A 21,746-nucleotide genomic window follows, 5' to 3' on the forward strand; every position below is an offset into this window, starting at 1 on the left:
CCATTAAGTAATAGAAAACCCTGGGCAACAAGGGAAACTTTGTCATACTAGCCATGCACAAAAATCATAGCTTAACCGGTTGCACAAGGAGTCTCATGGCCCAGAAACGCCCTTCGTTGGACGTACTGCAAACCTTCGCGGTGGTGTCCCAGCATCTCAATTTCACCCACGCGGCGCAGGCTCTCTGCCTGACGCAGGGCGCGGTCAGCCGCCAGATTCTGGGGCTGGAGCGTCAGCTGGGCTACCCGTTGTTCAAACGCCACGCGCGCGGATTGATTCTGACGCCTCAGGGGGAACGCCTGCTGACGCCGGTACGGCAGGCGCTGGCGACCATCGATGAAGCGCTGGTGCGGGCGGCTGCCCGCCCAGGAACGCTGCGCATCAAATGCCCAACCTGCGCCATGCGCTGGGTGCTGCCGCGGGTCATTCGCCTGCAAAACGACATGCCCGACGTCCATATCGAGCTGACGTCATCGATTTCGCACGGTCTGGATTTTGATCACGAACATTTCGACGCGGCGGTGGTGTTTGGCCGTCCCTCGGCGCGCGGGCTGACGTTGCATCCGCTGTTTGATGAAGTGCTGACGCCGGTGTGCGCGCCCTCACTGCTTCCGGCGGGTCGGGCGATGACGCTGGAGGATCTGTCGCAATACACGCTGCTCCATCCCACACGCGACCGCCGCGACTGGCTGTTATGGTTGCGGGCGGCGGGGCGCGATGCGTTGCCCTCCCGCAAGGCGCAGCACTTCGATACGCTGGATCTGGCGATGAGCGCCGCGCAGCAGGGGTTCGGTATTGCCATCGGCGATCTCTGCCTGCTGGAGGACGACGTGAGAACGCAACGGATCGTTGCGCCTTTCCCGCTCTGCGTGCCGAGCGGCTCCGCTTATTATCTGGCGTACCCGGCGTCTTCAGAGATAACGCCGGCACTCAGCGCGTTGACGACTCGACTGATGGAAGAGGCGACGCTCAGCCGGGCGTATCTATCGACTCTGATGCCAGCGGAGAGCCGCGCCCGCTAGCGGACGTTGGCGATCGTCGTCGTCGGTGGTCGGGCGTTTCCCCGCAGCCAGACGGCATCCCGCACGGTAATTGGACGGGGCAGCAGCCCCAGAGCATAAAAACGGTCGGCGATAATCTGCTGCTCGCGGATCACCGCAATATCCATCGGTCGGGTTCGATGACTACGCCGCCGCAGCGCGCGCTCCAGCGAGGCGGGGGCCATACCGAGCTCCACCGAGAGGCTCCGGGCCGCCTCGCTGCGCTGGCTGTCGATGTAGTGGCCGGTCTGCGTCAGTAATTCCAGCAGCGGTTCCAGCAAATCCTCATGACGAACGACGAAATCGCGACGCGCAAGATAAAACTGATGGTTAAGCACGCGTCTGCGCCCATCAGCGATGACCCGCAGAGCGCCGTCGCGCTCGGCATCGCTCAGCAGCGGGTCCCACAACATCCACGCATCTACGGCGTGGTAATCGCTGGGCGTCAGCGGGTATTTGGGCGGGGAATACACCACGCGGACGTCGTTCAGCGTCAGTCCCTGTTCATCCAGCATCTGTACCAGCAAATAGTGTACGTTCGAGCCTTTATTGACAGCGATCCGCTTGCCGCGCAAATCCGCCAGCGTGTGGATATCGCTGTCCCAGGCGACCAGCATCGCCACGCTCTCCGGCGCGGGCGGCTCGTAGGCGACGTACACCAACGGCGTGCCGGCGGCCTGAGCGAAAATCGGCGGCACTTCCCCGGTGGTGCCGAAGTCGATTTCATCATTGTGCAGCGCGTGCAGGAGCTGCGGCCCGGCGGGAAACTCACTCCACAACACGCTGACGCCTTGACGCGCAAACTGGTTTTCCAGACTCTGGCGCGCTTTCAGGACGCCAAGAATGCCGAACTTCTGGTAGCCGATGCGCAGTTCCCGCTCCGTATGCCCAGAGGATGACGTGGCGGAGGACGCGGATGGGACGGGCGTGGTTTTACGTCGGCCTTTGATTAGCCCCTGATTGGCCAGCAGCGTGCGCAGGGTATTCCGGCTGACGCCCAGCAGGGCGGCGGCCTGCGTCTGATTGCCGTTGCTCATTTCGAAGGCGTTGCGGATGAGGGCATGCTGAAGCCGGTCATACAGCCGCTCCGCTTCGCTTTCCAACTGCTGGCGGATAAAGCGGTCGATCGCGTCGTCGCACGTCGGGACATTCAGGTCCGACAGCGTCAGGTTGAGCCGCAGCTGCGCCGGGCTGATATCGCCGTCCTTACTCAGCAGTACGGCATTATGCAGGGTGTTTTCCAGTTCGCGCACGTTGCCGGGCCAGCTGTAGGCCATCAGCGTGTCCAGCGCTTCCGGCGACAGCTGCCGGGTGGGGCGGCCCAGACGGCGGGCGTACAGCGACAGGAAATGCTGCGCCAGCACCGGGATATCGCCGGTGCGGTGGCGCAGCGGCGGCAGGTCGACGACGGCGACGTTAAGGCGATAGTAGAGATCTTCCCGAAAGCGCCGCTCGCGGATCGCCTGCGCCAAATCCACATGGGTGGCGGCAATGACGCGCACGTTCATCTTCACCGATTTGCGCGAACCCACGCGGGTGATCTCCCGTTCCTGCAACACCCGCAGCAATTTAACCTGCAACGGTAAGCTCAGCTCGCCGATTTCATCCAACAGCAGCGTGCCGCCCTCCGCCGCCTCAAACCAGCCCTGGTGGGTTTGGGTGGCGCCGGTGAACGCGCCTTTCTCGTGCCCGAACAGCTCCGCTTCGGCCAGGCTTTCCGTCAGCGCGCCGCAGTTGACCGCCAGAAACGGCTGTTGCCACCGGGTGCTGTGATGGTGCAGATAGCGCGCCACCACTTCTTTTCCTGTTCCGGTTTCTCCCACGATCAGCACGGTCGCGTCGGTCGGCGCCAGCTTATCCAGCATGCTTTGGAAGGCCAGAGAGGCAGGGTCGATCAACACGGGCGTATCGGCGGCAAAGGGCTGAGGGTTTTTCATCGATGGCGTTCGCGGCAGGAAATGGGATGGCTTGAGCTTATCTCAGCGCCCTAAGCGATACGAGAGGGCCATTTGAGCCCTTTGCTGCAAACGCAGCAGTGGGTGATGCCGATTTGCTGCAAATGCACCATTTTCACTGTCGATCGACGGTGGTTAATCCCCTGATTTTTATGAATAAAAAATCCCGTACTTCATGGCACGGTTCCTGCTTTGATTTTTATAACCAAACTGAAACATTCTTTGTATAAATAATGAATATAGTTATATAGGAATCGAATAATGGCTGAATCTGATAACGGCAATATCAAGGTTTTCTGGTTCCTGCCCACGCATGGCGATGGGCGTTATCTGGGGACGTCTCACGGCGGCCGTCCCGTGGATCTAGCGTATTTGCAGCAGGTGGCGCTGGCGGCGGATAACCTCGGTTACTACGGCGTCCTCATTCCTACCGGCAAGAGTTGTGAAGACTCCTGGCTGGTGGCCTCGGCGCTTGCGCCCGTGACCCGTAAGCTGCGCTATCTGGTAGCTGTGCGTCCGGGGCTGCAACCGCCGACGCTGGCGGCGCGCATGGCGGCCACGCTCGACCGGCTGTCGGAGGGACGGCTGCTGATCAACGTAGTGACCGGCGGCGATCCGGTGGAAAACAAAGGCGACGGCATTTTTCTGACTCATGCCGAACGGTATGAGGTCACCGAAGAGTTCCTGCAAGTGTATACGCGGCTGTTGAAGGGCGAGAAAGTGGATTTCTCCGGTAAACATATTCGGGTGGAAGGTGCGGAGGTGCTGTTTCCGCCGGTGCAGGAAAACGGCCCGCCGCTCTATTTCGGCGGCTCTTCGCCGGAGGCCATCGACGTTGCGGCGGAGCAGATCGATACCTATCTCACCTGGGGCGAGCCGCTGGCGCAGGTCGAGGAAAAATTGCGGGTCGTGCGGGAACGCGCTCTGGCGAATGGACGCACGCTGAACTTCGGTATTCGCCTGCATGTCATCGTTCGCGAAACCGAGGAAGAGGCCTGGGCGGCGGCCGACCGTCTGATCGCCCATCTGGACGATGACACCATCGCGCAGGCGCAGAAAATTTTCGCCCGAATGGATTCGACCGGACAGGCGCGAATGAGCGCGCTGCATCACGGCTCGCGGGATGATCTGCGTATTGGCCCCAATTTGTGGGCGGGCGTGGGGCTGGTGCGCGGCGGCGCGGGGACGGCGCTGGTGGGCAGTCCGCAGCAGGTGGCGGATCGCCTGCGGGAGTACCAGGCGCTGGGCATCGAAAACTTCATTCTGTCCGGCTATCCCCATCTGGAGGAGGCGCATCGCTTCGCCGAGCTGGTCATGCCGCTGCTGCCGTTGGCGCAGTCGTCCCGCCCGCCGTCTCGCGCCGTCAATACCGGCCCCTTCGGTGAAACTATCGGCGGCGACCGCCGACCGGTCAAACAGGTCAGCGCCAGCTAATCACGGGAGATCGCTATGTCACAGCACGAAACGCGCCGCCCAATCCAGTTCGCCTACTGGGTGCCTAATGTCTCCGGCGGACTGGTCGTCAGCAAAATACCTCAGCGCACGCAGTGGGATCACCACTACAACCGCAAGTTGGCGCAGATCGCCGAGCGCGCCGGTTTCGACTACGCCTTGACGCAAATTCGCTTCACCGCGGGTTATGGCGCCGACAATCAGCACGAATCCGTCACCTTTTCGCAGGACCTGCTGGCCGCTACGGAGCGCCTGAAGGTGATCGCCGCGCTGTTGCCCGGTCCGTGGAAACCCGCGCTGGCGGCGAAGCAGGTCGCCACCCTCAGCCAGATTTACGGCCCGCGTATCGCCGTCAACATCGTGAGCGGGTGGTTCCGCGGCGAGTTCAAAGCCATTGGCGAACCGTGGCTGGATCACGAAGAGCGCTACCTGCGTTCTGAAGAGTTTATCCGCTGCCTGCGGGGCATCTGGACCGAGCCCAGCTTTACCTTCGCGGGCGACTTTTACCGCTTCCGCGACTACGTCATGAAACCCAAACCGCGCGATCCGCTGCCGGAAATTTTCCAGGGCGGCAGTTCACGGGCGGCGCGCGACATGGCGGCGCAGGTGTCGGACTGGTACTTCACCAACGGCAACAGCGTGGAGGGGATCCGGCGGCAGGTGGAGGACATCCAGCTCAAGGCGCAGTCGCATCAACGCCGCGTAAAAATCGGCGTTAACGGCTTCGTGATTGCGCGCGACACCGAGGCGGCGGCGCGCCAGCAGCTACAGGATATTCTGGATCAGGCCGACCCGGCGGCGGTGAAAGGTTTTCATCATGAAGTGCAGAACGCGGGCAACGCCTCGCCGGAAAAAGAGGGCAACTGGGCGCAGTCTACGCTGGACGATTTGGTGCAGTACAACGACGGCTTCAAAACCAACCTGATCGGCACGCCGCAGCAGATCGCGGAGCGCATTATCGACTACAAAAGCGCGGGCGTGGACCTGATGCTGCTGGGCTTTTTGCATTTTCAGGAAGAAGTGGACTATTTCGGGCGGGAAATCATACCGCGGGTAAGAAAAATGGAGCAACACACGGCAAAGGAGCTGAGCTATGACTAAACCCCACATTATCATTATCGGCGGCGGCGTGAGCGGCGCGGCGCTGGCGATCCATCTAGCCCGGATGGCTGAAAGCGCGCTGCGCGTCACGATCGTGGAACCCCGGGAGCGGCTAGGGCTTGGCGTCGCCTATTCCACCCCGGAGCCTGCGCATCGCATCAACGTCCCCGCCGCGCGGATGTCGCTGTTCAGCGAGGACAAAACCCACTTCGAACGCTGGCTAAAACGTCAGCCCGACTTCCGCAAAGATAGCGCGGCGTTGTGGCGTGACGGCAGCGCCTATCCGCAGCGCGGACTCTTTGGCCGCTACATGGAGGGCCTGTTCGCCGACGTCGCCAAGTCTGGCCCGGTTCAGCTCCGCCATCTCTGGGACCGGGCGATCGGCCTGCAGGATAATATCGTGACGACGGCAAGCGGTCTGGCATTACGCGCCGATGTCGTGGTGCTGGCCGTCAGCCATCCGCCGCCGGCATTACCCGAGATACTGCGTCACTGGCAGACGCATCCAGCGTTGGTCTCCAACCCGTGGCTGCCGGGCGTGTTGGATACCGTGGAGCCGACTCAACGCGTCGGCATCATGGGGACCGCGTTGACGATGGCCGACGTCGTCGCCTCGCTGCAAACGCGCGGCCACCGTGGGCCGATCGTCGCCTTTTCCCGGCACGGCCTGTTGTCCCGCAGTAATTTGAGCGTTGACGCGCCGCCGCCGCCTTGGTCGCTGTCGTTACCCTGGCCGACGACGGCGCGCGGGGCGCTGGCTCAGGCGCGACGGGAGGTAGCCGCCGCCGCCGAACAGGGCATTCCCTGGCAGGCGGTTATGGATGAGATCCGCGCCAACGGGCAGACCTTGTGGCAGGCGCTGGCACTGAAAGAGCAGCAGCGTTTCCTGCGCCATCTTCGCAGCTGGTGGGACGTGCATCGTTATCGCACCGCGCCGCAGGTGGCTCAGGTGATCGCGGCGCGGCGCGAATCCGGCGACCTGCGCGTGCTGGCGGCGCGACTGTGTGGCGTAGGGGCCGACGAAACGACGCTGACGCTGCGACTCCAGCCGCGTCAGGGGAAGGTTGAAACCACGACGGTCGACAAGCTGATTGTAACCACCGGTCCGGCGCATGCGTCGCTCACCGAAAGTCAGCCGTTGCTGCACTCCTTGTCGCAGCGCGGCGTGCTGCAGCCCGATCCGCTGGGACTGGGGATTCTGGTCAACGAGCGGTCGGAAACGCTGGATATCCTCGGTCAGCCCAACCCGCGCCTGCTGGTCGTCGGCCCTGCCGCCCGCGGCCGTTTCGGCGAACTGATGGGACTGCCGCAGGTGTCGCAGCACGCGGAAAGCGTCGCGCGACACCTGATGACTTCGGTGATTGCCGCGGCCGTCTCGGCGCGATGTCCCGTCTCTACCTGAACCCTCACGACTCACTGACTCAACGAATAATAAATCGAGACTCCGGCCGAACGCCGTTCGGCTGCGGGAGCTCTATGGAGAGCGCTATGCCATCGCAACGTGAAATTCGCCTTAATGCGTTTGATATGAACTGTGTCGGACATCAGTCCCCGGGCCTGTGGGCGCATCCGCGCGATCGCTCCTGGCAGTATAAGGATTTGGAATATTGGGTCGATTTGGCGCGGCTGCTGGAACGCGGCAAATTCGACGGTCTGTTTATTGCCGATGTGCTGGGCGTCTATGACGTACTGCACGGCAGCAGCGACGCCGCCATTCGTCAGGCGACGCAGGTGCCGGTGAACGATCCGCTGGCGCTCGTCACGCCGATGGCGTTGGTCACGGAGCATCTGGGGTTTGGGCTGACGGCGTCGCTGTCGTTCGAACATCCGTACCCCTTCGCGCGCAGGCTGTCGACGTTGGATCACCTGACCAAAGGCCGCGTCGGCTGGAATATCGTCACCTCGTATCTGGAGAGCGGCGCCCGCAATATCGGGCAGAAGGCGCTGACCGATCATGACGCACGCTATGACTACGCCGACGAATATCTGGAGGTGGTCTACAAGCTGCTGGAAGGAAGCTGGGAAGAGGGCGCGGTGCTGCGGGATCGCGAGCGGCGGATTTTCAGCGATCCGACCAAAATCCATCCCATCAATCATCACGGCGAGTTCTTCAACGTACCGGGTATCCACCTGTGCGAACCCTCTCCTCAGCGGACGCCGGTACTTTACCAGGCGGGCGCATCGAGCCGCGGCAAACAGTTCGCCGCCCATCATGCCGAGTGCGTCTTCGTGGCTTCGCCCTCCAAGGTGCTGCTAAAGAAAACGGTGGCGGATATCCGACGCCGGGCGGCGGAGGCCGGGCGCGATCCGCGCAGCATTCTGATTTTTAACCTGCAAACGGTGATTGTCGGCGAGACCGATCGCGAGGCGCAGGCGAAGTGGCGGGAGNATGCCTCCTGGGTGAGCTACGAAGGGGCGCTGGCGCTCATCTCCGGCTGGACGGGGATCGACTTTGGTCAGTATCCGCCGGATCAGGTGCTGAAACACCTGCACACCAACGCCATCCAGTCGGCGGTGGAAACCTTCTCGACCGCCGATCCGAACCGGCAGTGGACGGTGCAGGGGCTGGCGGACTGGGTCGGTATCGGCGGCTTTGGGCCGTTGCTGGTGGGCAGCGCGGAAACCGTTGCCGACGAGCTGCAAAGCTGGGTGGAAGAGACGGACGTGGACGGCTTCAATCTGGCCTATGCCCTGACGCACGAAACGTTCACCGATGTGGTCGAGTTGCTGATCCCCGAACTGCAAAAGCGCGGCGTCTTCAAACGCGACTATTCGGCGGGCACGCTGCGGGAAAAACTATTTCACGCCGGCCCGCGGTTGGCCGCCCCGCACCCGGCGGCGGGTTATCGGGATCTCGCTTCATCCGAAGCGCGCGTACGGGAGCGGGTGTCATGATTGAAATCGAACACCTGTACAAAACCTATCACGACAAGCAGGGCCGTCGGACGGATGTCCTGAAGGACATCTCGCTGCAGGTGCCGTCAAGCACCATCACGGCGGTCGTCGGGCCGAGCGGCGCGGGGAAATCCACGCTGGCGCGCTGCATCAGCCTGCTGGAAAAACCTGACCGCGGCACGCTGCGGGTCAACGGCAAGGATCTCTCGCTGCTGACCGGTGAGACGCTGCGCCGGGAGCGCCGGGCGATTGGCACGGTGTTTCAGTCGTCAGCGCTGCTCCAGCGTAAAACCGCCTGGGAGAACATCGCGCTGCCGCTGGAGTTTCTGGGCGTGGTGAAGCGTGACATCCAGAAGCGCGTCGGCACGTTGCTGGACAGCGTGGGGCTGAGCCACAAGGCGGACAGCTACCCGTCGCAGCTCTCCGGCGGCCAGCGACAGCGTATCGGCATCGCCCGGGCGCTGGCCCTGAATCCGACGGTGCTGCTGGCGGATGAGGCCACGTCCGGCCTCGACCCTGAGGCGACCGCGGCCGTGCTGCAACTGCTTAAACAGCTGCGGGATGACTTCGGTCTGGCCATCGTGTTGATTACCCATGAAATGGACGTGGTGCGCACGGCCGCCGATGCGGTGGCGGAGATCCGCGACGGGGCCATCGTCCAGCAGGGCGACGTCCGGGGCCTGCTGGCGCAGCCGGGCTCTTCACTCGGCGAGCGACTGTTCCCGGTCACGGCACAGCCGGGGCGCGGCGACCTCTTGCTGCGGGTCAGCTATAGCGCGAACCGGGCGGTAGCGACGGATTGGATTAGTCGGCTCTCAAGGCAGTTCGCGTTGCAGATCGACATGCTGGGCGGTCATGTCGAGTGGGTCAACCAGCAACTGGCGGGACGGCTGGAGATCGCGGTGCGTTTTCACGGCGAGCGACTTTCTGCGGCTCAGATCGTCGGGCTGCTCGACGCGCAGGGCGTCGTCGCGGAGGTGATGGCTACGGCTCCGGCGCTAAGGGAGGCGATATGACGACTGCAACGTCAACGGCGGTGATGAGTCAGGACACGCCCTGGCGCGAAATCCACACGCTGCTGCTGCCCGCTTACGGCGAAACCTGGCTCATGGTCGCCATCGTCATGCTGTTCGTGGTCAGCCTTGGCGGCGTGGTCGGCGTCGTGCTGTTCAATACCTCGCGCCGGGGGCTGTTTCCTCGCCCGGCCGTAAACCGAATGTTGAACTGGCTGGTGAACATGGGGCGTTCCCTGCCGTTTCTGGTGCTGATGGCGGCGATTATCCCGGTGACTTTCTGGCTGACCGGCACCACCATCGGCATTCCGGCGGCGGTCGTCCCGATGGTCATCGCCGGCATTCCGTTTTTCGCCCGGCTGGTGGAAAACGCGCTGCGGGAACTACCGGAAGACGTGACGTCGGTCGGTCTGGTGTCCGGCGGGTCCGTCGGTCAGATCATCGTCTCGGCGCAGTTGAGCGAAGCGCTGCCGGCGATCGTCTCTGCCATCACGCTCAATCTGATCTCCATGATCGAATATTCCGCCATCGCCGGGACCATCGGCGCGGGCGGCATCGGCTACCTCGCCGTGGTCTACGGCTACCAGCGTTTCGATCACCACATCATGATCGCCACCATCGTGGTGCTGATCGCCACGATACAGCTTATTCAATTCGCCGGTGACCGACTGGTCGCGGCATTGCGTCATTCACAGGGAGCGCAGTCAGCATGAATACACCGCAGTTCGAAATTCGTCAGAAGCGGCGCTGGCCGTGGTGGGTCGGCGGCGTGGTGATTATCGCCGCGGCGGNCAGCGCGTGGTACTGGCTGACGCAGCGTCAGCAGACGGTGACGTTCGGCTCCACGCTGGACATCCATTTTGAACCGGCGATGGCGGGGGAAGAGCGGGTGATTCAGTACGTCGGCGAACACATCGCCCCCGACTACGGCCTGAAGCTGAGGGCCGTAGGCTTGCAGGATCCGGTCCAGGCGGACCGGGCGGTGGCGGATGGCGTCTATGCCGCCACGGTGTATCAGCATCAGTGGTGGTTAAAACAGGTGGTGGATGCCAACGGCTTCAAGTTGACCCCGACGGTGCCGGTATTCCAGTGGGCGTTCGGCATCTACTCGGACCGCTACCCCTCGGTCGACGCGCTGCCGGAGCAGGCGACGATCGTGGTGCCGAACGACGGCGCCAATCAGGGACAGGCGTTGTGGCTGCTGCAACGTATCGGGCTCATCCGCCTGAATCCGGCGGTCGAGCCGCGTACGGCGAAGCTAAAGGATATTCAGGACAACCCTAAAGGCTTCGTCTTTAAGGAACTGGATTTGCTGACTATGCCGCGCGCGCTAAATTCGGTCGATGCCGCCATCGGCTACGTCTCCCAGTTCGATGCCGGCAAGATCCCGCGAGAGAAGGGGATTCTCTTCCCGCCGGCCCCGGCCACCTTCGCCTCACAGCTGGTGATCGGCACGCCGTATCTTAACGACGCGCCTATCGTCAAATTGCAACAGGCGTTTTCAGACCCGCGCCTGCAACGGTGGCTGAAGGAGACAGACGACCCGTTGGTCAAGGGCGTTCTTGTGCCGGTATCGGCCGAATAGTCGCCGCTCTCGTGCGTTTCAACGTTGTCGCCGGGCCGCTGGATAGCGGCTCGGTTTTCGTGGTTATTTGTGTTTATCTTATTGTTATTTAATGGATTTCAAAGACATAAATGTTGTTTGTGAACGCCAGATCTTCGACTTATAACCGTAGCTTCACCTGCACATAAAATAATAGCGAGGATGCCAATAGTATGAGTACGTTTCCGGTTGATAACGACATCGGGGTTTCTGCTCCAGGGTCCATTCCCATTAGCTCGGTGAGCGACGTGGCAAGGTTGATCAACACCCGCAGCGAGAAAAACAGCTACGCCAGAATGATCATTTTTCTGGCGCTGGGCGGAGTATTTCTCGACGCCTACGATCTCACCACGCTGTCTTACGGCATTGATGATGTCGTCAAAGAGTTTCAATTAACGCCGGTGCTAACCGGTCTGGTCACGTCTTCCATCATGATCGGCACCATCATCGGCAACCTGATCGGCGGCTGGCTGACGGATAAATATGGCCGCTATTCCGTCTTCATGGCGGATATGCTGTTTTTCGTCGTTTCGGCGATCGCCGCCGGGTTGGCGCCGAACGTATGGGTGCTGATTGGCGCGCGCTTCCTGATGGGGATTGGCGTCGGGATCGACCTGCCGGTGGCGATGTCCTATCTGGCTGAATTCTCCAAGTTCGCCGGCAAGGGCAACAAGGCCGCCCGCTTGGCGGCGTGGTGCCCGATGTGGTACGCGGCGTCGTCGGCCTGCTTCCTGATCATTTTCGGTCTCTACTTCCTACTGCCTGAACAGCATCTCGACTGGCTATGGCGCGCCTCGCTGCTGTTCGGCGCGGTGCCGGCCCTGCTGATTATCGCGGTCCGGCGCAAGTTTATGAATGAGTCTCCCCTGTGGGCGGCGAATCAGGGCGATCTCAAAGGCGCGGCGCGGATTTTGCGTGACTCCTACGGCATTGCCGCCCACGAAGCTGTCGATAAGACGCAGCGCAAGACGTCTCATCAGCCGAAGGTCAGCTTCCGGGTGCTGTTCCAGAAACCGTACCGTGAACGCACCATCGTGGCGGGGGTGATGAACGTGTGTATCTCCTTCGAATACACCGCCATCGCCTTCTTCCTGCCGTCCATTCTGGCGCAATTTCTCGGGGCCGGCGTGTTTGAAACCATCTCGGCTTCGCTGGGGCTGAATGCGTTATTTGCCTTCACCGGCGGCCTGCTGGGGATGCGGCTGGCCTGGAAATATCCTTCACGTCATGTGGCGATTGCGGGCTTTGCCCTGCAGTTCATCGCGCTTATCGCACTGGCGCTGATTGGCCAGCCCCAGGCGACCATAGGCGTGGTCATCGCCATTCTGATGCTGGGCCTGTGGCTGTTTGCGGAAGGGTTCGGGCCGGGGGCGCAGTTGATGATCTATCCGGCGCTGTCTTACCCGACGTCTATCCGCGCGACTGGCGTTGGTTTCAGCCGCTCGCTCTCCGGCATCGGCAGCGCGCTGGCGCTGTTTATTCTGCCGCTGTTGCAGGCGGCCTACGGCACCAACATGTTCTGGATAGTCTCGTTGAGCGCCATTATCCCCATTTTCTTCCTGCTCGCGGTTCGCCACGAACCGACCCGTCAGGACATTGACGATCATCACGATCAAGGAGCACATCATGACCTTACTTTCGACCGGGACTGATTACGATACGTTGGCGGCGCAGTTCCGCCCTATCTTCGCCCGTATCGCCGCTGGCGCCGCCGACCGTGAGCGGCGTCGGGAGCTACCCCATGAGCCTATCCGCTGGTTAAAGGAGGCGGGATTTGGTGCCGTGCGTATTCCTAAGGAGAAGGGGGGGCAGAGCGCATCGTTGCCTCAGCTGTTCCGTCTGCTGACGGAGCTGGCGGAAGCGGATTCTAACCTGCCGCAGGCGCTGAGGGCGCATTTCGCCTTCGTGGAAGATCGCCTTAATGCGCCTGACTCGCCGGAGCGCGACCGCTGGTTTCTGCGTTTCCTGGACGGTGAGCTGGTCGGCAGCGGCTGGACCGAGATCGGCAACATCAAACTCGGCGATGTCATCACTCACGTCGAGCCAGCGGCGCAGGGGTGGACGCTGAACGGCGAAAAGTTTTACAGCACCGGCACGCTATTCGCCGACTGGATTGATGTTTACGCGCGTCGCAGCGATAACGGCCGGGATGTGATTGCCATCGTCAGTACCCATCAGGACGGCGTATTGCGCGAGGACGACTGGGACGGCTTTGGTCAGCGGCTGACCGGCAGCGGCACGACTCGATTCACACAGGCACAGGTCGATGCCGAGCACGTATACGATTTTGCGGACCGCTTTCTGTATCAGACGGCGTTTTACCAGCACATGCTATTAGCGACGCTCGCCGGCATCGGGCGGGCGGTTGCGCGCGATGCGGCTGAGGGGGTGCGACAGCGTAAGCGTATCTACAGCCACAGTAATGCCGCGTTGCCGAAAGAGGATGTGCAGGTATTGCAGGTCGTTGGTCAGGTTTCCAGTTGGGCTTACGCCACGGAAGCGGCGGTGATCGCGGCTACGCATTCGCTGCAGCAGGCGTATGAGGTCCATGCTTCGGGCGACGACGCCCTCAAACTGCGCATCAACAGCATCGCGGAAGTGGAGGCGGCGCAGGCGCAGGTGATCGCCAGCGAGCTGGTGCCGCGGGCGGCGACCGAGCTGTTCAACGCGCTTGGCGCTTCGGATACGCGCGTGAGCAAGGCGTTGGATCGCCACTGGCGCAACGCGCGCACGCTGGCGTCCCATAATCCGGTGATTTATAAGGCCCGTAATATCGGCGACTGGCTGGTTAACGGCAATGCGCCGACCTTTATCTGGCAGGTCGGCAATGGCGGGCAGGAACAGAAAACCGCTTAATCGTGTGGACGAACAAAAAGGCGGGCCTGAGCGCCCGCTTTTTTGTGGTCAGTAAGACTCATCACTGTTTATCCAATGACCAGGTGGCGCGGGTCACGTTGACCTTTGTCGGCAGCAGGCCGATCTGCGTGAATTTGTCCGCCAGCGCCTGTTGCTGGCTGAAAACTTCCGGCGTCATCCGCTCGGCGCCGTAAGGCATTCTTGCCAGCGCTTTGCTCCAGATGGCGCGATCCAAGCCGGTCGACTGAGACAGGATGGCGGCGGCATCGGTCGAGTTAGCGTTGGCCCATTGGCTGAGCGACGCCAGTTCGTTGACGACCTGTTCCGCCGTCTGCGGCCAGGTTTCGGCGAATTTCCGGCTGGCGAGGTAGAACGTGTAGTGCGGCACCAACCCCTCGGCATTGCGAATCTGTCTGGCGCCCGCATTGCTCTCCACCTCGGCCAGGAACGGGTCCCAAATCACCCAGGCGTCCACCGCGCCGCGCTGAAACGCCGCGCGCGCATCGCTCGGCGTCAGGTAGACCGGGGTAATATCGCGATAGCTCAGCCCGGCATCTTCCAGCGCTTTCACCAGCAGGTAATTGACGTCCGAGCCCTTGTTCAGCGCCACGCGCTTCCCTTTGAGATCCGCCACCTTTTTGATGGGGGAGTCGCCCGGCACGACGATGGCTTCCGTTTTCGGATTGGCGGGCGAGTGCGCCAGATAAATCAGATCGGCCTGCGCCGCTTGCGCAAAGGCGGGCGGCGCATCGCCTGTCGCCGCCAGATCGATACTGCCGACGTTCAATCCCTCCAGCATCTGCGGCCCGGCGGGAAACTCGATCCAGCGCACCTGAATGCCCTGCTGTTTAAATTTTTCATCCAGCGTTCCCCGGTATTTCAGCAGGGCGAAAATATTGGCTTTCTGATAACCAATGTTGATGGCTTCAGGCTGGGACGCGGCGACCGCAGAGGCGGACAGCCCCGCCAACAGCAGCGCGAGCGCGGTATGACGTAGGGAGGTTTTCATGATGGCGTCGTCTCTTAAGGCAAATTAAGCAAAAACCTTATCAGAGAGAATTTATAACCTTAAAATAATGAAATATTTTTTAATATTCCTATTAGTTTTAACCGGTCGTCGGGTGTGCGACATCAACGATCTACGATGTTATCTTTCGAGACTCTATCTTTAATTAAGTGACGGATTGCCGCAGTCGCGGTTTGAGAGGGAAAGGATGATCGACGATAACCGAAAGATCCAGTCTGTTGAGCGAGCAATGGCGTTACTCGAAGCCATTGCCGCGGCAGGAGGGGAATCCCGTCTCGTCGACCTGACGACACAGCTGGGATTAAACAAAAGTACGCTGCACGGCTTGCTGAATACGCTGGCGGCGATGGGCTATGTCACCCGTAACGGCACACGTTATGCGCTGGGCTTACGTCTGCGTGAACTGGCGCAGCCGCTGACTGACGAAGATACCGCATTGCGAGCCACGTTCGGGCCGGTACTGCGGCGCTTCGCCGAGATCAGCGGCGAAACCTGTTACCTGGCCGTCCCGTGCGGGACAAGCGAGTATCTCTGTATTGATTCCGTCGAATGTGATGGCAGCTTACTGCGGGCGACCTGTCCCTGCGGGAATCGCGAAGATTTGACCACCTCCGCCATCGGTAAAATCCTTCTGGCCAACGATGTCGGATTAGTGCGTAGTCTGCGGCGAGCGGGGAAAGTGTCCGCGTCGCTGGGCGCGGAGCTGAAGACCATCGCCGCGCAGGGCTTTGCGCTCGATCTGGAACAGGTAGAGCCGGGCCTGTGCTGCGTGGCCATACCGCTGTATAAACAAGGACGGGTTGCCGCGGCACTGGGGATGAGCGGTCCGGCCTGCCGGTGGTCGGCTTCCGCGCTGCAAGATCTTGTCCATCGCATGCTGCAGGAAAAGTTCGTCAATACGAAAAAACTCGACTGATCTCATCGAGATAAGTCGCTTCCGCTTCTGGCATTGTCACTCGTTCACAGAGAGGCAATGACCAGAATTTTCTTCATGTTTGAATCCATTTCCCTTCCAATAAGACAACCCGCTCAGACACAAGTGTCAGATTTGGGACGTGCCGCCAGCTTGACTATGGTCGACAATGTCGTCCTTTTTGCCGTTTGTTCTGCTAGTTGAAAGGGTTCCGGCGCGTTCGGCAGGGTCAGTAAAAAAACCAGCAAAGGAAACACGGGCGGCCAGTTCAGTGCCGCCCGCGTTTGCCTGCCTTAGCGATAATCACGCCCGCGATGATGATCGCGAACGTCATAGGAACGAGGGTCGTCATCGTGCGGACGCGAATGATGATCCCGTGGGTGACCGCCGACAACGATACACCCGTTCAGCAGGAGCATCGCTGCGAGGCACATCATTAAGCGTGGTATTTTCATCGTCGGGCTCCTGTCATTGACGTTATCAGGGGGTGAGCGTCATGCAAAAGCAGCTGATGAACCGCTCGGTTTCGCCTGCTGCAATTGCGTGTCACGGTTTTCTCCACCGGACGAAACGCCGGCATCCGCGTCTTACTCCGCCGGTGCGGATGACTTCAGCATGTCGACCAGTTCATCGGCCCCTTTATCGATGCCGACTTCCGCCGCGCTGAGTGAGCCGATGGTGGCGCCCACGTTCATCGCATTTGGGTACTGCTTGGCGACGTAGGCGTTCAGCAGGCGATGACTGGCGGCGTCGTAAATTTCCACCGCATAGCTAACGGACCCGCTGAGCATGCCTTCCTTACCGCGAAGGGCTTGCACAATGTTGTAGGGGCCGCCCGCGAGATCGAATTTGGTCACCGTCCCCACCACCTGCGTGGTGGTTTCCGCCCCCGTCAGCGTCAGCTTGATTCTGATGGCTGCAGGCGTCGGCGTTTTGGTTTCGGTGAAACGCGATCTCAGGCTTTCACTGAAGCGATCCTGCATGTATTTCGCCAGTGCCAGGCGATCGTCCGGATCCATATCGCCAAACTGATTGTCGCTGCCCGGATAAACGGTGACGGGGTCGAGAATGACGTGGGTGTACTTTGTCCAGTCCACCGGCGCGGCGTAGCGGAAAGGAATACGATCGGATTCAGCACCGGTATTGGGCTGCCATTGAGAGGAGGACTCAATCCCGGCGTAGCGGGCGGGTTGGGTGCCGGCGCAACCGGCTAAGGCGATGGCGACGATCATTGCAGAGGAACGGACTACCTTGGTCAATATGCTCATTCGTAAAACCTTCTAAAAAGATCACCAATGTGGGTCGGAAAGCGTCGTGCGGGAGACGCCGTGTTAACGCATTTTGAGTTCAGTCGCCTTGAGTGACCGGGCCGTCGTCAATAAAGACCGGTAGCGTGTCGCGTTCAAAAGCATACCGTACGGTTCAGTTTTGATCGGCGCGAATAGGTTGTCAATAAAATGTACACATCGGTTCAGTTTTGTTAGCAAAAAATGTGAACATATGTTCACGATGATGGAATATTAATGAGGGCAGGCGAGGCGACGTTTTAGATGACGGAGTGTGAGACGAGAGGGGCGATGAGGCCCTACGGAGGCGGCCCTCCGTAGGGTAGGGACTACAGCAGGTTACTGCATCGGTGGGTAAGGCGTATAAAACGTTTTCCCAAGCCAGCGGAATGACGTCGGCAGCGGGCTGATGGGTTTGCTCACGTAGCTGGACGCGACGTTTTCATCCCCCTGACCGCTGTAGACCGCGTAATACGGGTAAGGGAATACCGGACGTGACGCCGCAGTGGACGAGATCGTTTCCAGCTTCAGCGCGCTTTGCGTGTTATCGCCCTGAGTCGGCTGACCGAAGCCGCTGGTTTCTTCTTGTGCCGCCTGCCAGGTCACAATGCTCTCCGGCGCGACGCCTTGTTCGACCCAGTTCAGCATCGGCGTCAGGAAATCTACCTGACTCGGGCCGTCGCCGCCTGAGCAGTGATAGAGACCCGGTAGCAGATAGAGGCGTTCGAACGCGTGGCGTTGGGCGACGCCCAGGGTTTTCCCCAGCGCTTCATGGTAAGCGATGCTGTTGATCGGGCTGATATGGGGATCGGACCAGCCATGCCAGACAATCAGTTTGCCGCCTGCGGCTTTGAAGTCAGACAGGTCTGGGTTGGTGGCGTCATTCAGCGGATGCAATGCGTGCAGCTCTGCGAACGTCTCCGTGGTGAAGCTCAGATCTTTGAGCGTGTAATTTGACCCCGGATTTTTTTCAAAAATGACGTTTTTCAGCGCTTCCAACGCGATGGTCGCGCTGCTGGGCGTGTCGCTGGCATTCTGCGGAACGAAGACGCCGGCCCAGGAGAGTTCGGAACCCGGCTGCGGACCTCCGACGGTCATTTTTTCTCCGGTCACCCGCGCGCGCGGTCCGGCGTAGAGTTTACGCAGCGTATTCACCTGCGTGACGCTGAGGCAGGTGCCCGAACTATTGCTTTCCCCCTTTTTGCACTGCAACACGGATGGATTGAAATGGCAGTTCATTGGGTCTGAAATCAGCCCGTCCGTTTGTCCGTCCAACGCATCGCATTGCGCAATGACGGCTTTGTGGATGAGCGGCAAATCGGCGGCAACGATGATCGCTTTGTTGTCCGAATCCATATTGCTCAGCGCCTGCCAGCCGTGATACATGCTGTTCTGTACCTGGAAGTTCATGGCCGCGGCCCCGGCGATAATGCCGTTGAAGTCCTCAGGGTAGCGCTGCGCTTCCATCAGCGCCTCACGACCGCCGTCGGAACAGCCGCTAAAGTAGGAGTAGGATGGCGAACGTCCATAAAACACGCTCATGAGCTTTTTCGCCGTGACCGCGGTCAGATGCACGCCTCGGTAGGCGAAGTCGCGCCGCTTCTGATCATCATCGCCGAAATTCGTCTCCGTTGACTCATGCCCCATATTGGTGGTCGCGACCGTAAAGCCGCTCGCATTCAGCGGAGCACAGCCTGCCGCCGCGCCGACATCCAGGCTGATACGACCACACAAACCTCCGCAGCCGAGCTGCAGGAAGCGTTGAGTCCAGGTGGTGGAGGGCAGCAGAACCTTGAACTGGATGGCGGGGGCGAGTACGCCGTCGACGACGCAGTGGGTCTCTCCATTGGAGGTAGACTCGCTTGTCGCGGTGATACGGCTTCCCTGTCCGCCGATGTCGGTAAGATCCNCTTTCGCTAGCGAGGCGCAGGACACGGCTTGCTTGACGAGGGTGGTTTGATTGACATGTGGGTTCTGTTTGGCCTGCGCCGTCGTGGCGATCCCTGACAGGGACACCGAGGCCAGAAGCCAGAGTAGAGGGGATGCTATTCGCATAAATTATCCTTGTTTGTCATGATTTATCCTTAAACCAGCGCGAAAATTCGCCAAACCTGGTTTAACGTCCATGATGGCGCCAGCGGCTCCGCGAACGAAGCCGGGTATGGCGCCATCATATTTGGGCGGCCTGACAGCTTTGCCGCCATCGTCAAGCGGTGGCTGACGCTGTTTCTAGAGCCAAATTCTGTCATTCATATCGGCGTGTTGCCGTTTGTGGCGGCATCATTGCCGCTCGTTCCGCACTCGTGCCCTGACAGCGGCGAAAGGGGATCGCGACTACTCGGCCCCGCGTTTCCAATAGGCCACTGCGCGAACGTAGTCCTCGTCCAGTCCCAGAGCGCCGGTCAGATAGGTTTTAAGCGTGAATATCTTGTGGTTCTCGCCGGTCGCCCAGACGAAGTAATCGTCGGTGGGAAATGTCAGGCGATCCACGACCGCAATCAATTTCTGGGCATCGTCATTGCCGTCCCGAGCGATCCATTCCAGCGTCATACCGCTTTTAACCGGAATGGCAGGACGTTCGTCTTCACTTCCGCTTTCGATAACTATCGCGCCGCGCGTGGTGTCCGGCAGCTCCTGAAGTCGACGCAGGAGCGCAGGGATCCCGGTTTCATCACAGATCAACAACTGCCAGGCGTAATCCGCCGGGATCTGAATAGAGCCGCGCGGTCCGCCCATGCCGATGATGTCACCCGCTTTGGCCGCTTTGGCCCAGTCGGAGGCGACGCCGTTGGCGTGCAGATAGAAGTCGATGGTGAGTTCGCGCGCGAGCGCATCGAACTGGTAAGGCGTGTAATCACGGTTAGCCGGACGCACGTCGCCCCAGATCGGGCCGTCGGGACCATTCTTGGGTAGATGAAGTTCGCCGGTTTCACGGTCGGGGAAAAACAGCTTCACATGGTCATCGAATCCCGGACTGTGAAAACCGTCGAGATCGTCGCCGGTGAAGACGATGCGCTGGAATGGGCCGGGGAGGCGAGAGGTGGTTTTCACCGTTAAGGTACGAAATACCAGCGGCAGACGTATACGGGTGGGCTGCCTGGATTGAGAAGATTCAGTCGTCATGATGTACCCCGTGTTCAAGTCATTAAGCACAGGCCGGGCAAGATGNCCGGCCATGAACGGATCCGGCGACAACCGCCGCCGTCGTGGGTGTTACTTTTCCGTCGTTGAGCTGACGCCGCCCCCCAGCGATTGCCAGAGGGTGATGCGATTATCAAAGTCGGTCTGACGCAGCGCGATAAGCTCAAGCTGGGATGACCAGAGCGTGCGCTGAGCCGTCAGAACATTGAGGTAATCGCCGACGCCGGATTGATAGCTGCGTTGAGCCAGCGTGAAGCTGCGCTGGGCCGCCGCCACGTACTGCTGCTGAGCGTCGAGCTGCTCTGCCAGCGTCTCGCGACGCGCCAATGCGTCCGCCACGTCTTTAAAGGCGCTCTGGATCGCTTTCTCGTAGTCTGCAATCAACCCTTTTTTCTCCGCCTCAGCATATCTCAACTGCGCCAAATTGCTGCCTCCGGTGAACAGTGGCAGGGTCACGCTCGGGGCGAACGACCAGATATTGGCCCCGTGGCTGAACAGGTTGGACAGCGAGTTGCTGCCGACGCCCGCGCTGGCGGTCAGCGAGACGGTCGGGAAGAAGTTGGCGCGGGCGGCGCCGATATCCGCGTTGGCGCTCTTCAGACTGTATTCCGCTTCCAGCACGTCCGGGCGGCGCAGCAGGACCTCGGAGGAGACGCCGGCCGGCACCAGCGCGATCGCGCTGTCGCTGAGCTGGTCAAGCGGCGCGGGCTGCAGGTTCTCCGGCACCGTTTCCCCTACCAGCAGGTTCAGCGCGTTGATATCCTGCGCGACCAGCGTCTGGTAACTGGCGACGCTGGCGCGCGCGGATTGATAGACGGTCATCGCATCGCTGACGTCGGTTGCCGCCGCGACGCCCGCCGCCATGCGGCGTTCCGTGATATGCAGGGAGTTTGCCGCGCTCTCCATGGTCTCTTTGGCGAGCTGCAGATTGCTTTTGTCCGCCGCCAGCGTGATCCACGCCGTGGTGGTTTCGCCGATCAGCGTCAGGCGGGTATTCTGCGCCGTGGCCTCGCTGGCCAGCCAGGTTTCCCTGGCCGCCCGAGAGAGGCTGCGGTTACGACCGAACAGATCGATTTCAAAACTACTGACCGCGCCCTGCGCTTCGCTGCTTCCGCTGACGCCGGAGTCGACCGTCCGACTCCGGGTATGGCTCAGCTCTGCGTTCAGCGTCGGGAACAGGCTGGCGCGCTCTTCGCCGTAAAGCGCTTTGGCGGCTTCAATGTCGGCGATGGCTTTCTGCAGGTCGCGGTTGCTGGCTAGCGCGCGTTCCACCACGGTCTTGAGACGCGCGTCGTTCATGACGTGCTGCCAGTCGGTTAACACCGCGCCGGTCTGATCGCGCTGCGCGGCGGCGCCCGGCCAGGTGGTGGGTACCGGCGCCGCGGGGCGCTGATAGTCCGGGTCCAGAGAAATACAGCCGGTCAGCAGTAGCGACAGCGAGAGAAGCGTGATTCGAGAAAACAT

At 60.9% G+C, this 21,746-nt stretch carries 17 protein-coding genes; 11 read left to right on the top strand and 6 right to left on the bottom strand.

Going from position 1 to position 21,746, the window contains the following annotated elements:
• Nucleotides 1-95: 95 nt before the first annotated feature.
• Nucleotides 96-1,022: a LysR substrate-binding domain-containing protein gene (locus tag SB13_RS14195; protein WP_026740987.1), complete on the top strand. Its 927-nt coding sequence runs from the start codon at nt 96-98 to the stop codon at nt 1,020-1,022.
• Here SB13_RS14195 and SB13_RS14200 read toward each other — a convergent pair.
• Nucleotides 1,019-2,977 carry a sigma-54-dependent Fis family transcriptional regulator gene (locus SB13_RS14200; protein WP_026740988.1) on the bottom strand — a complete coding sequence of 653 codons (1,959 nt, stop codon included), beginning with the start codon at nt 2,975-2,977 and terminating at the stop codon, nt 1,019-1,021. The genes SB13_RS14195 and SB13_RS14200 overlap by 4 nt on opposite strands.
• Before the next feature lie 279 nt (nt 2,978-3,256).
• Here SB13_RS14200 and ssuD point away from each other — a divergent pair, with 279 nt between their 5' ends.
• The 9 genes from ssuD (at nt 3,257) to SB13_RS14245 (ending at nt 13,915) form a co-directional block, all read left to right on the top strand.
• Nucleotides 3,257-4,429, top strand: a complete 1,173-nt coding sequence (ssuD, locus tag SB13_RS14205) for an FMNH2-dependent alkanesulfonate monooxygenase (protein ID WP_026740989.1) — start codon at nt 3,257-3,259, stop codon at nt 4,427-4,429.
• A gap of 15 nt (nt 4,430-4,444) precedes the next feature.
• Nucleotides 4,445-5,548, top strand: coding sequence for a dimethylsulfone monooxygenase SfnG (gene sfnG / locus SB13_RS14210; RefSeq protein WP_026740990.1), 1,104 nt, complete (start codon nt 4,445-4,447; stop codon nt 5,546-5,548).
• A complete protein-coding gene (locus SB13_RS14215; protein WP_026740991.1) occupies nt 5,541-6,950 on the top strand; it encodes an FAD/NAD(P)-binding protein in 1,410 nt (469 codons plus the stop codon). Before sfnG ends, SB13_RS14215 begins: the two co-directional genes overlap by 8 nt.
• Before the next feature lie 86 nt (nt 6,951-7,036).
• Nucleotides 7,037-8,443: an LLM class flavin-dependent oxidoreductase gene (locus tag SB13_RS14220; protein WP_026740992.1), complete on the top strand. Its 1,407-nt coding sequence runs from the start codon at nt 7,037-7,039 to the stop codon at nt 8,441-8,443.
• The gene (locus tag SB13_RS14225; protein ID WP_026740993.1) at nt 8,440-9,459 is read left to right on the top strand and encodes a methionine ABC transporter ATP-binding protein; all 1,020 of its coding nucleotides are present in this window, start codon (nt 8,440-8,442) and stop codon (nt 9,457-9,459) included. The genes SB13_RS14220 and SB13_RS14225 overlap by 4 nt, the downstream gene beginning before the upstream one ends.
• Nucleotides 9,456-10,169, top strand: coding sequence for a methionine ABC transporter permease (locus SB13_RS14230; RefSeq protein ID WP_026740994.1), 714 nt, complete (start codon nt 9,456-9,458; stop codon nt 10,167-10,169). The genes SB13_RS14225 and SB13_RS14230 overlap by 4 nt, the downstream gene beginning before the upstream one ends.
• Nucleotides 10,166-11,041 carry a MetQ/NlpA family ABC transporter substrate-binding protein gene (locus SB13_RS14235; protein WP_026740995.1) on the top strand — a complete coding sequence of 292 codons (876 nt, stop codon included), beginning with the start codon at nt 10,166-10,168 and terminating at the stop codon, nt 11,039-11,041. The genes SB13_RS14230 and SB13_RS14235 overlap by 4 nt, the downstream gene beginning before the upstream one ends.
• A 191-nt stretch (nt 11,042-11,232) precedes the next feature.
• A complete protein-coding gene (locus SB13_RS14240; RefSeq protein WP_026740996.1) occupies nt 11,233-12,711 on the top strand; it encodes an MFS transporter in 1,479 nt (492 codons plus the stop codon).
• A complete protein-coding gene (locus SB13_RS14245) occupies nt 12,686-13,915 on the top strand; it encodes an acyl-CoA dehydrogenase family protein (protein ID WP_026740997.1) in 1,230 nt (409 codons plus the stop codon). The genes SB13_RS14240 and SB13_RS14245 overlap by 26 nt, the downstream gene beginning before the upstream one ends.
• Before the next feature lie 61 nt (nt 13,916-13,976).
• On the opposite strand, the gene SB13_RS14250 is transcribed toward SB13_RS14245, so the two are convergent.
• Nucleotides 13,977-14,924, bottom strand: coding sequence for an aliphatic sulfonate ABC transporter substrate-binding protein (locus SB13_RS14250; RefSeq protein WP_026740998.1), 948 nt, complete (start codon nt 14,922-14,924; stop codon nt 13,977-13,979).
• Nucleotides 14,925-15,129: 205 nt separating this feature from the next.
• Between SB13_RS14250 and SB13_RS14255 the strand changes: the two genes are divergently transcribed.
• Nucleotides 15,130-15,858, top strand: a complete 729-nt coding sequence (locus SB13_RS14255) for an IclR family transcriptional regulator (RefSeq protein ID WP_026740999.1) — start codon at nt 15,130-15,132, stop codon at nt 15,856-15,858.
• A 584-nt stretch (nt 15,859-16,442) separates the two neighbouring features.
• On the opposite strand, the gene SB13_RS14260 is transcribed toward SB13_RS14255, so the two are convergent.
• The 4 genes from SB13_RS14260 to SB13_RS14275 form a co-directional block, all read right to left on the bottom strand.
• Nucleotides 16,443-17,123 carry a DUF3313 domain-containing protein gene (locus SB13_RS14260; protein WP_026741000.1) on the bottom strand — a complete coding sequence of 227 codons (681 nt, stop codon included), beginning with the start codon at nt 17,121-17,123 and terminating at the stop codon, nt 16,443-16,445.
• A gap of 357 nt (nt 17,124-17,480) precedes the next feature.
• Complete coding sequence (locus SB13_RS14265) at nt 17,481-19,196, bottom strand: tannase/feruloyl esterase family alpha/beta hydrolase (RefSeq protein WP_026741001.1); 1,716 nt, start codon at nt 19,194-19,196, stop codon at nt 17,481-17,483.
• A 279-nt stretch (nt 19,197-19,475) separates the two neighbouring features.
• Entirely contained in the window at nt 19,476-20,264 is a 789-nt protein-coding gene (locus tag SB13_RS14270; protein WP_026741002.1) for a siderophore-interacting protein, read from the bottom strand.
• Nucleotides 20,265-20,354: 90 nt separating this feature from the next.
• Nucleotides 20,355-21,746, bottom strand: coding sequence for an efflux transporter outer membrane subunit (locus SB13_RS14275; protein WP_026741003.1), 1,392 nt, complete (start codon nt 21,744-21,746; stop codon nt 20,355-20,357).

This window comes from Lonsdalea quercina subsp. quercina (assembly GCF_000688695.1).
Lineage (GTDB): Bacteria > Pseudomonadota > Gammaproteobacteria > Enterobacterales > Enterobacteriaceae > Lonsdalea > Lonsdalea quercina_D.

Coding starts and splice junctions, on each gene's coding strand:
- ssuD (WP_026740989.1), top strand. CDS start 3,257: ATGGCTGAATCTGATAACGGCAATATCAAGGTTTTCTGGTTCCTGCCC.
- SB13_RS14255 (WP_026740999.1), top strand. CDS start 15,130: ATGATCGACGATAACCGAAAGATCCAGTCTGTTGAGCGAGCAATGGCG.
- SB13_RS14240 (WP_026740996.1), top strand. CDS start 11,233: ATGAGTACGTTTCCGGTTGATAACGACATCGGGGTTTCTGCTCCAGGG.
- sfnG (WP_026740990.1), top strand. CDS start 4,445: ATGTCACAGCACGAAACGCGCCGCCCAATCCAGTTCGCCTACTGGGTG.
- SB13_RS14260 (WP_026741000.1), bottom strand. CDS start 17,123: ATGAGCATATTGACCAAGGTAGTCCGTTCCTCTGCAATGATCGTCGCC.
- SB13_RS14245 (WP_026740997.1), top strand. CDS start 12,686: ATGACCTTACTTTCGACCGGGACTGATTACGATACGTTGGCGGCGCAG.
- SB13_RS14195 (WP_026740987.1), top strand. CDS start 96: ATGGCCCAGAAACGCCCTTCGTTGGACGTACTGCAAACCTTCGCGGTG.
- SB13_RS14250 (WP_026740998.1), bottom strand. CDS start 14,924: ATGAAAACCTCCCTACGTCATACCGCGCTCGCGCTGCTGTTGGCGGGG.
- SB13_RS14275 (WP_026741003.1), bottom strand. CDS start 21,746: ATGTTTTCTCGAATCACGCTTCTCTCGCTGTCGCTACTGCTGACCGGC.
- SB13_RS14215 (WP_026740991.1), top strand. CDS start 5,541: ATGACTAAACCCCACATTATCATTATCGGCGGCGGCGTGAGCGGCGCG.
- SB13_RS14200 (WP_026740988.1), bottom strand. CDS start 2,977: ATGAAAAACCCTCAGCCCTTTGCCGCCGATACGCCCGTGTTGATCGAC.
- SB13_RS14225 (WP_026740993.1), top strand. CDS start 8,440: ATGATTGAAATCGAACACCTGTACAAAACCTATCACGACAAGCAGGGC.
- SB13_RS14270 (WP_026741002.1), bottom strand. CDS start 20,264: ATGACGACTGAATCTTCTCAATCCAGGCAGCCCACCCGTATACGTCTG.
- SB13_RS14230 (WP_026740994.1), top strand. CDS start 9,456: ATGACGACTGCAACGTCAACGGCGGTGATGAGTCAGGACACGCCCTGG.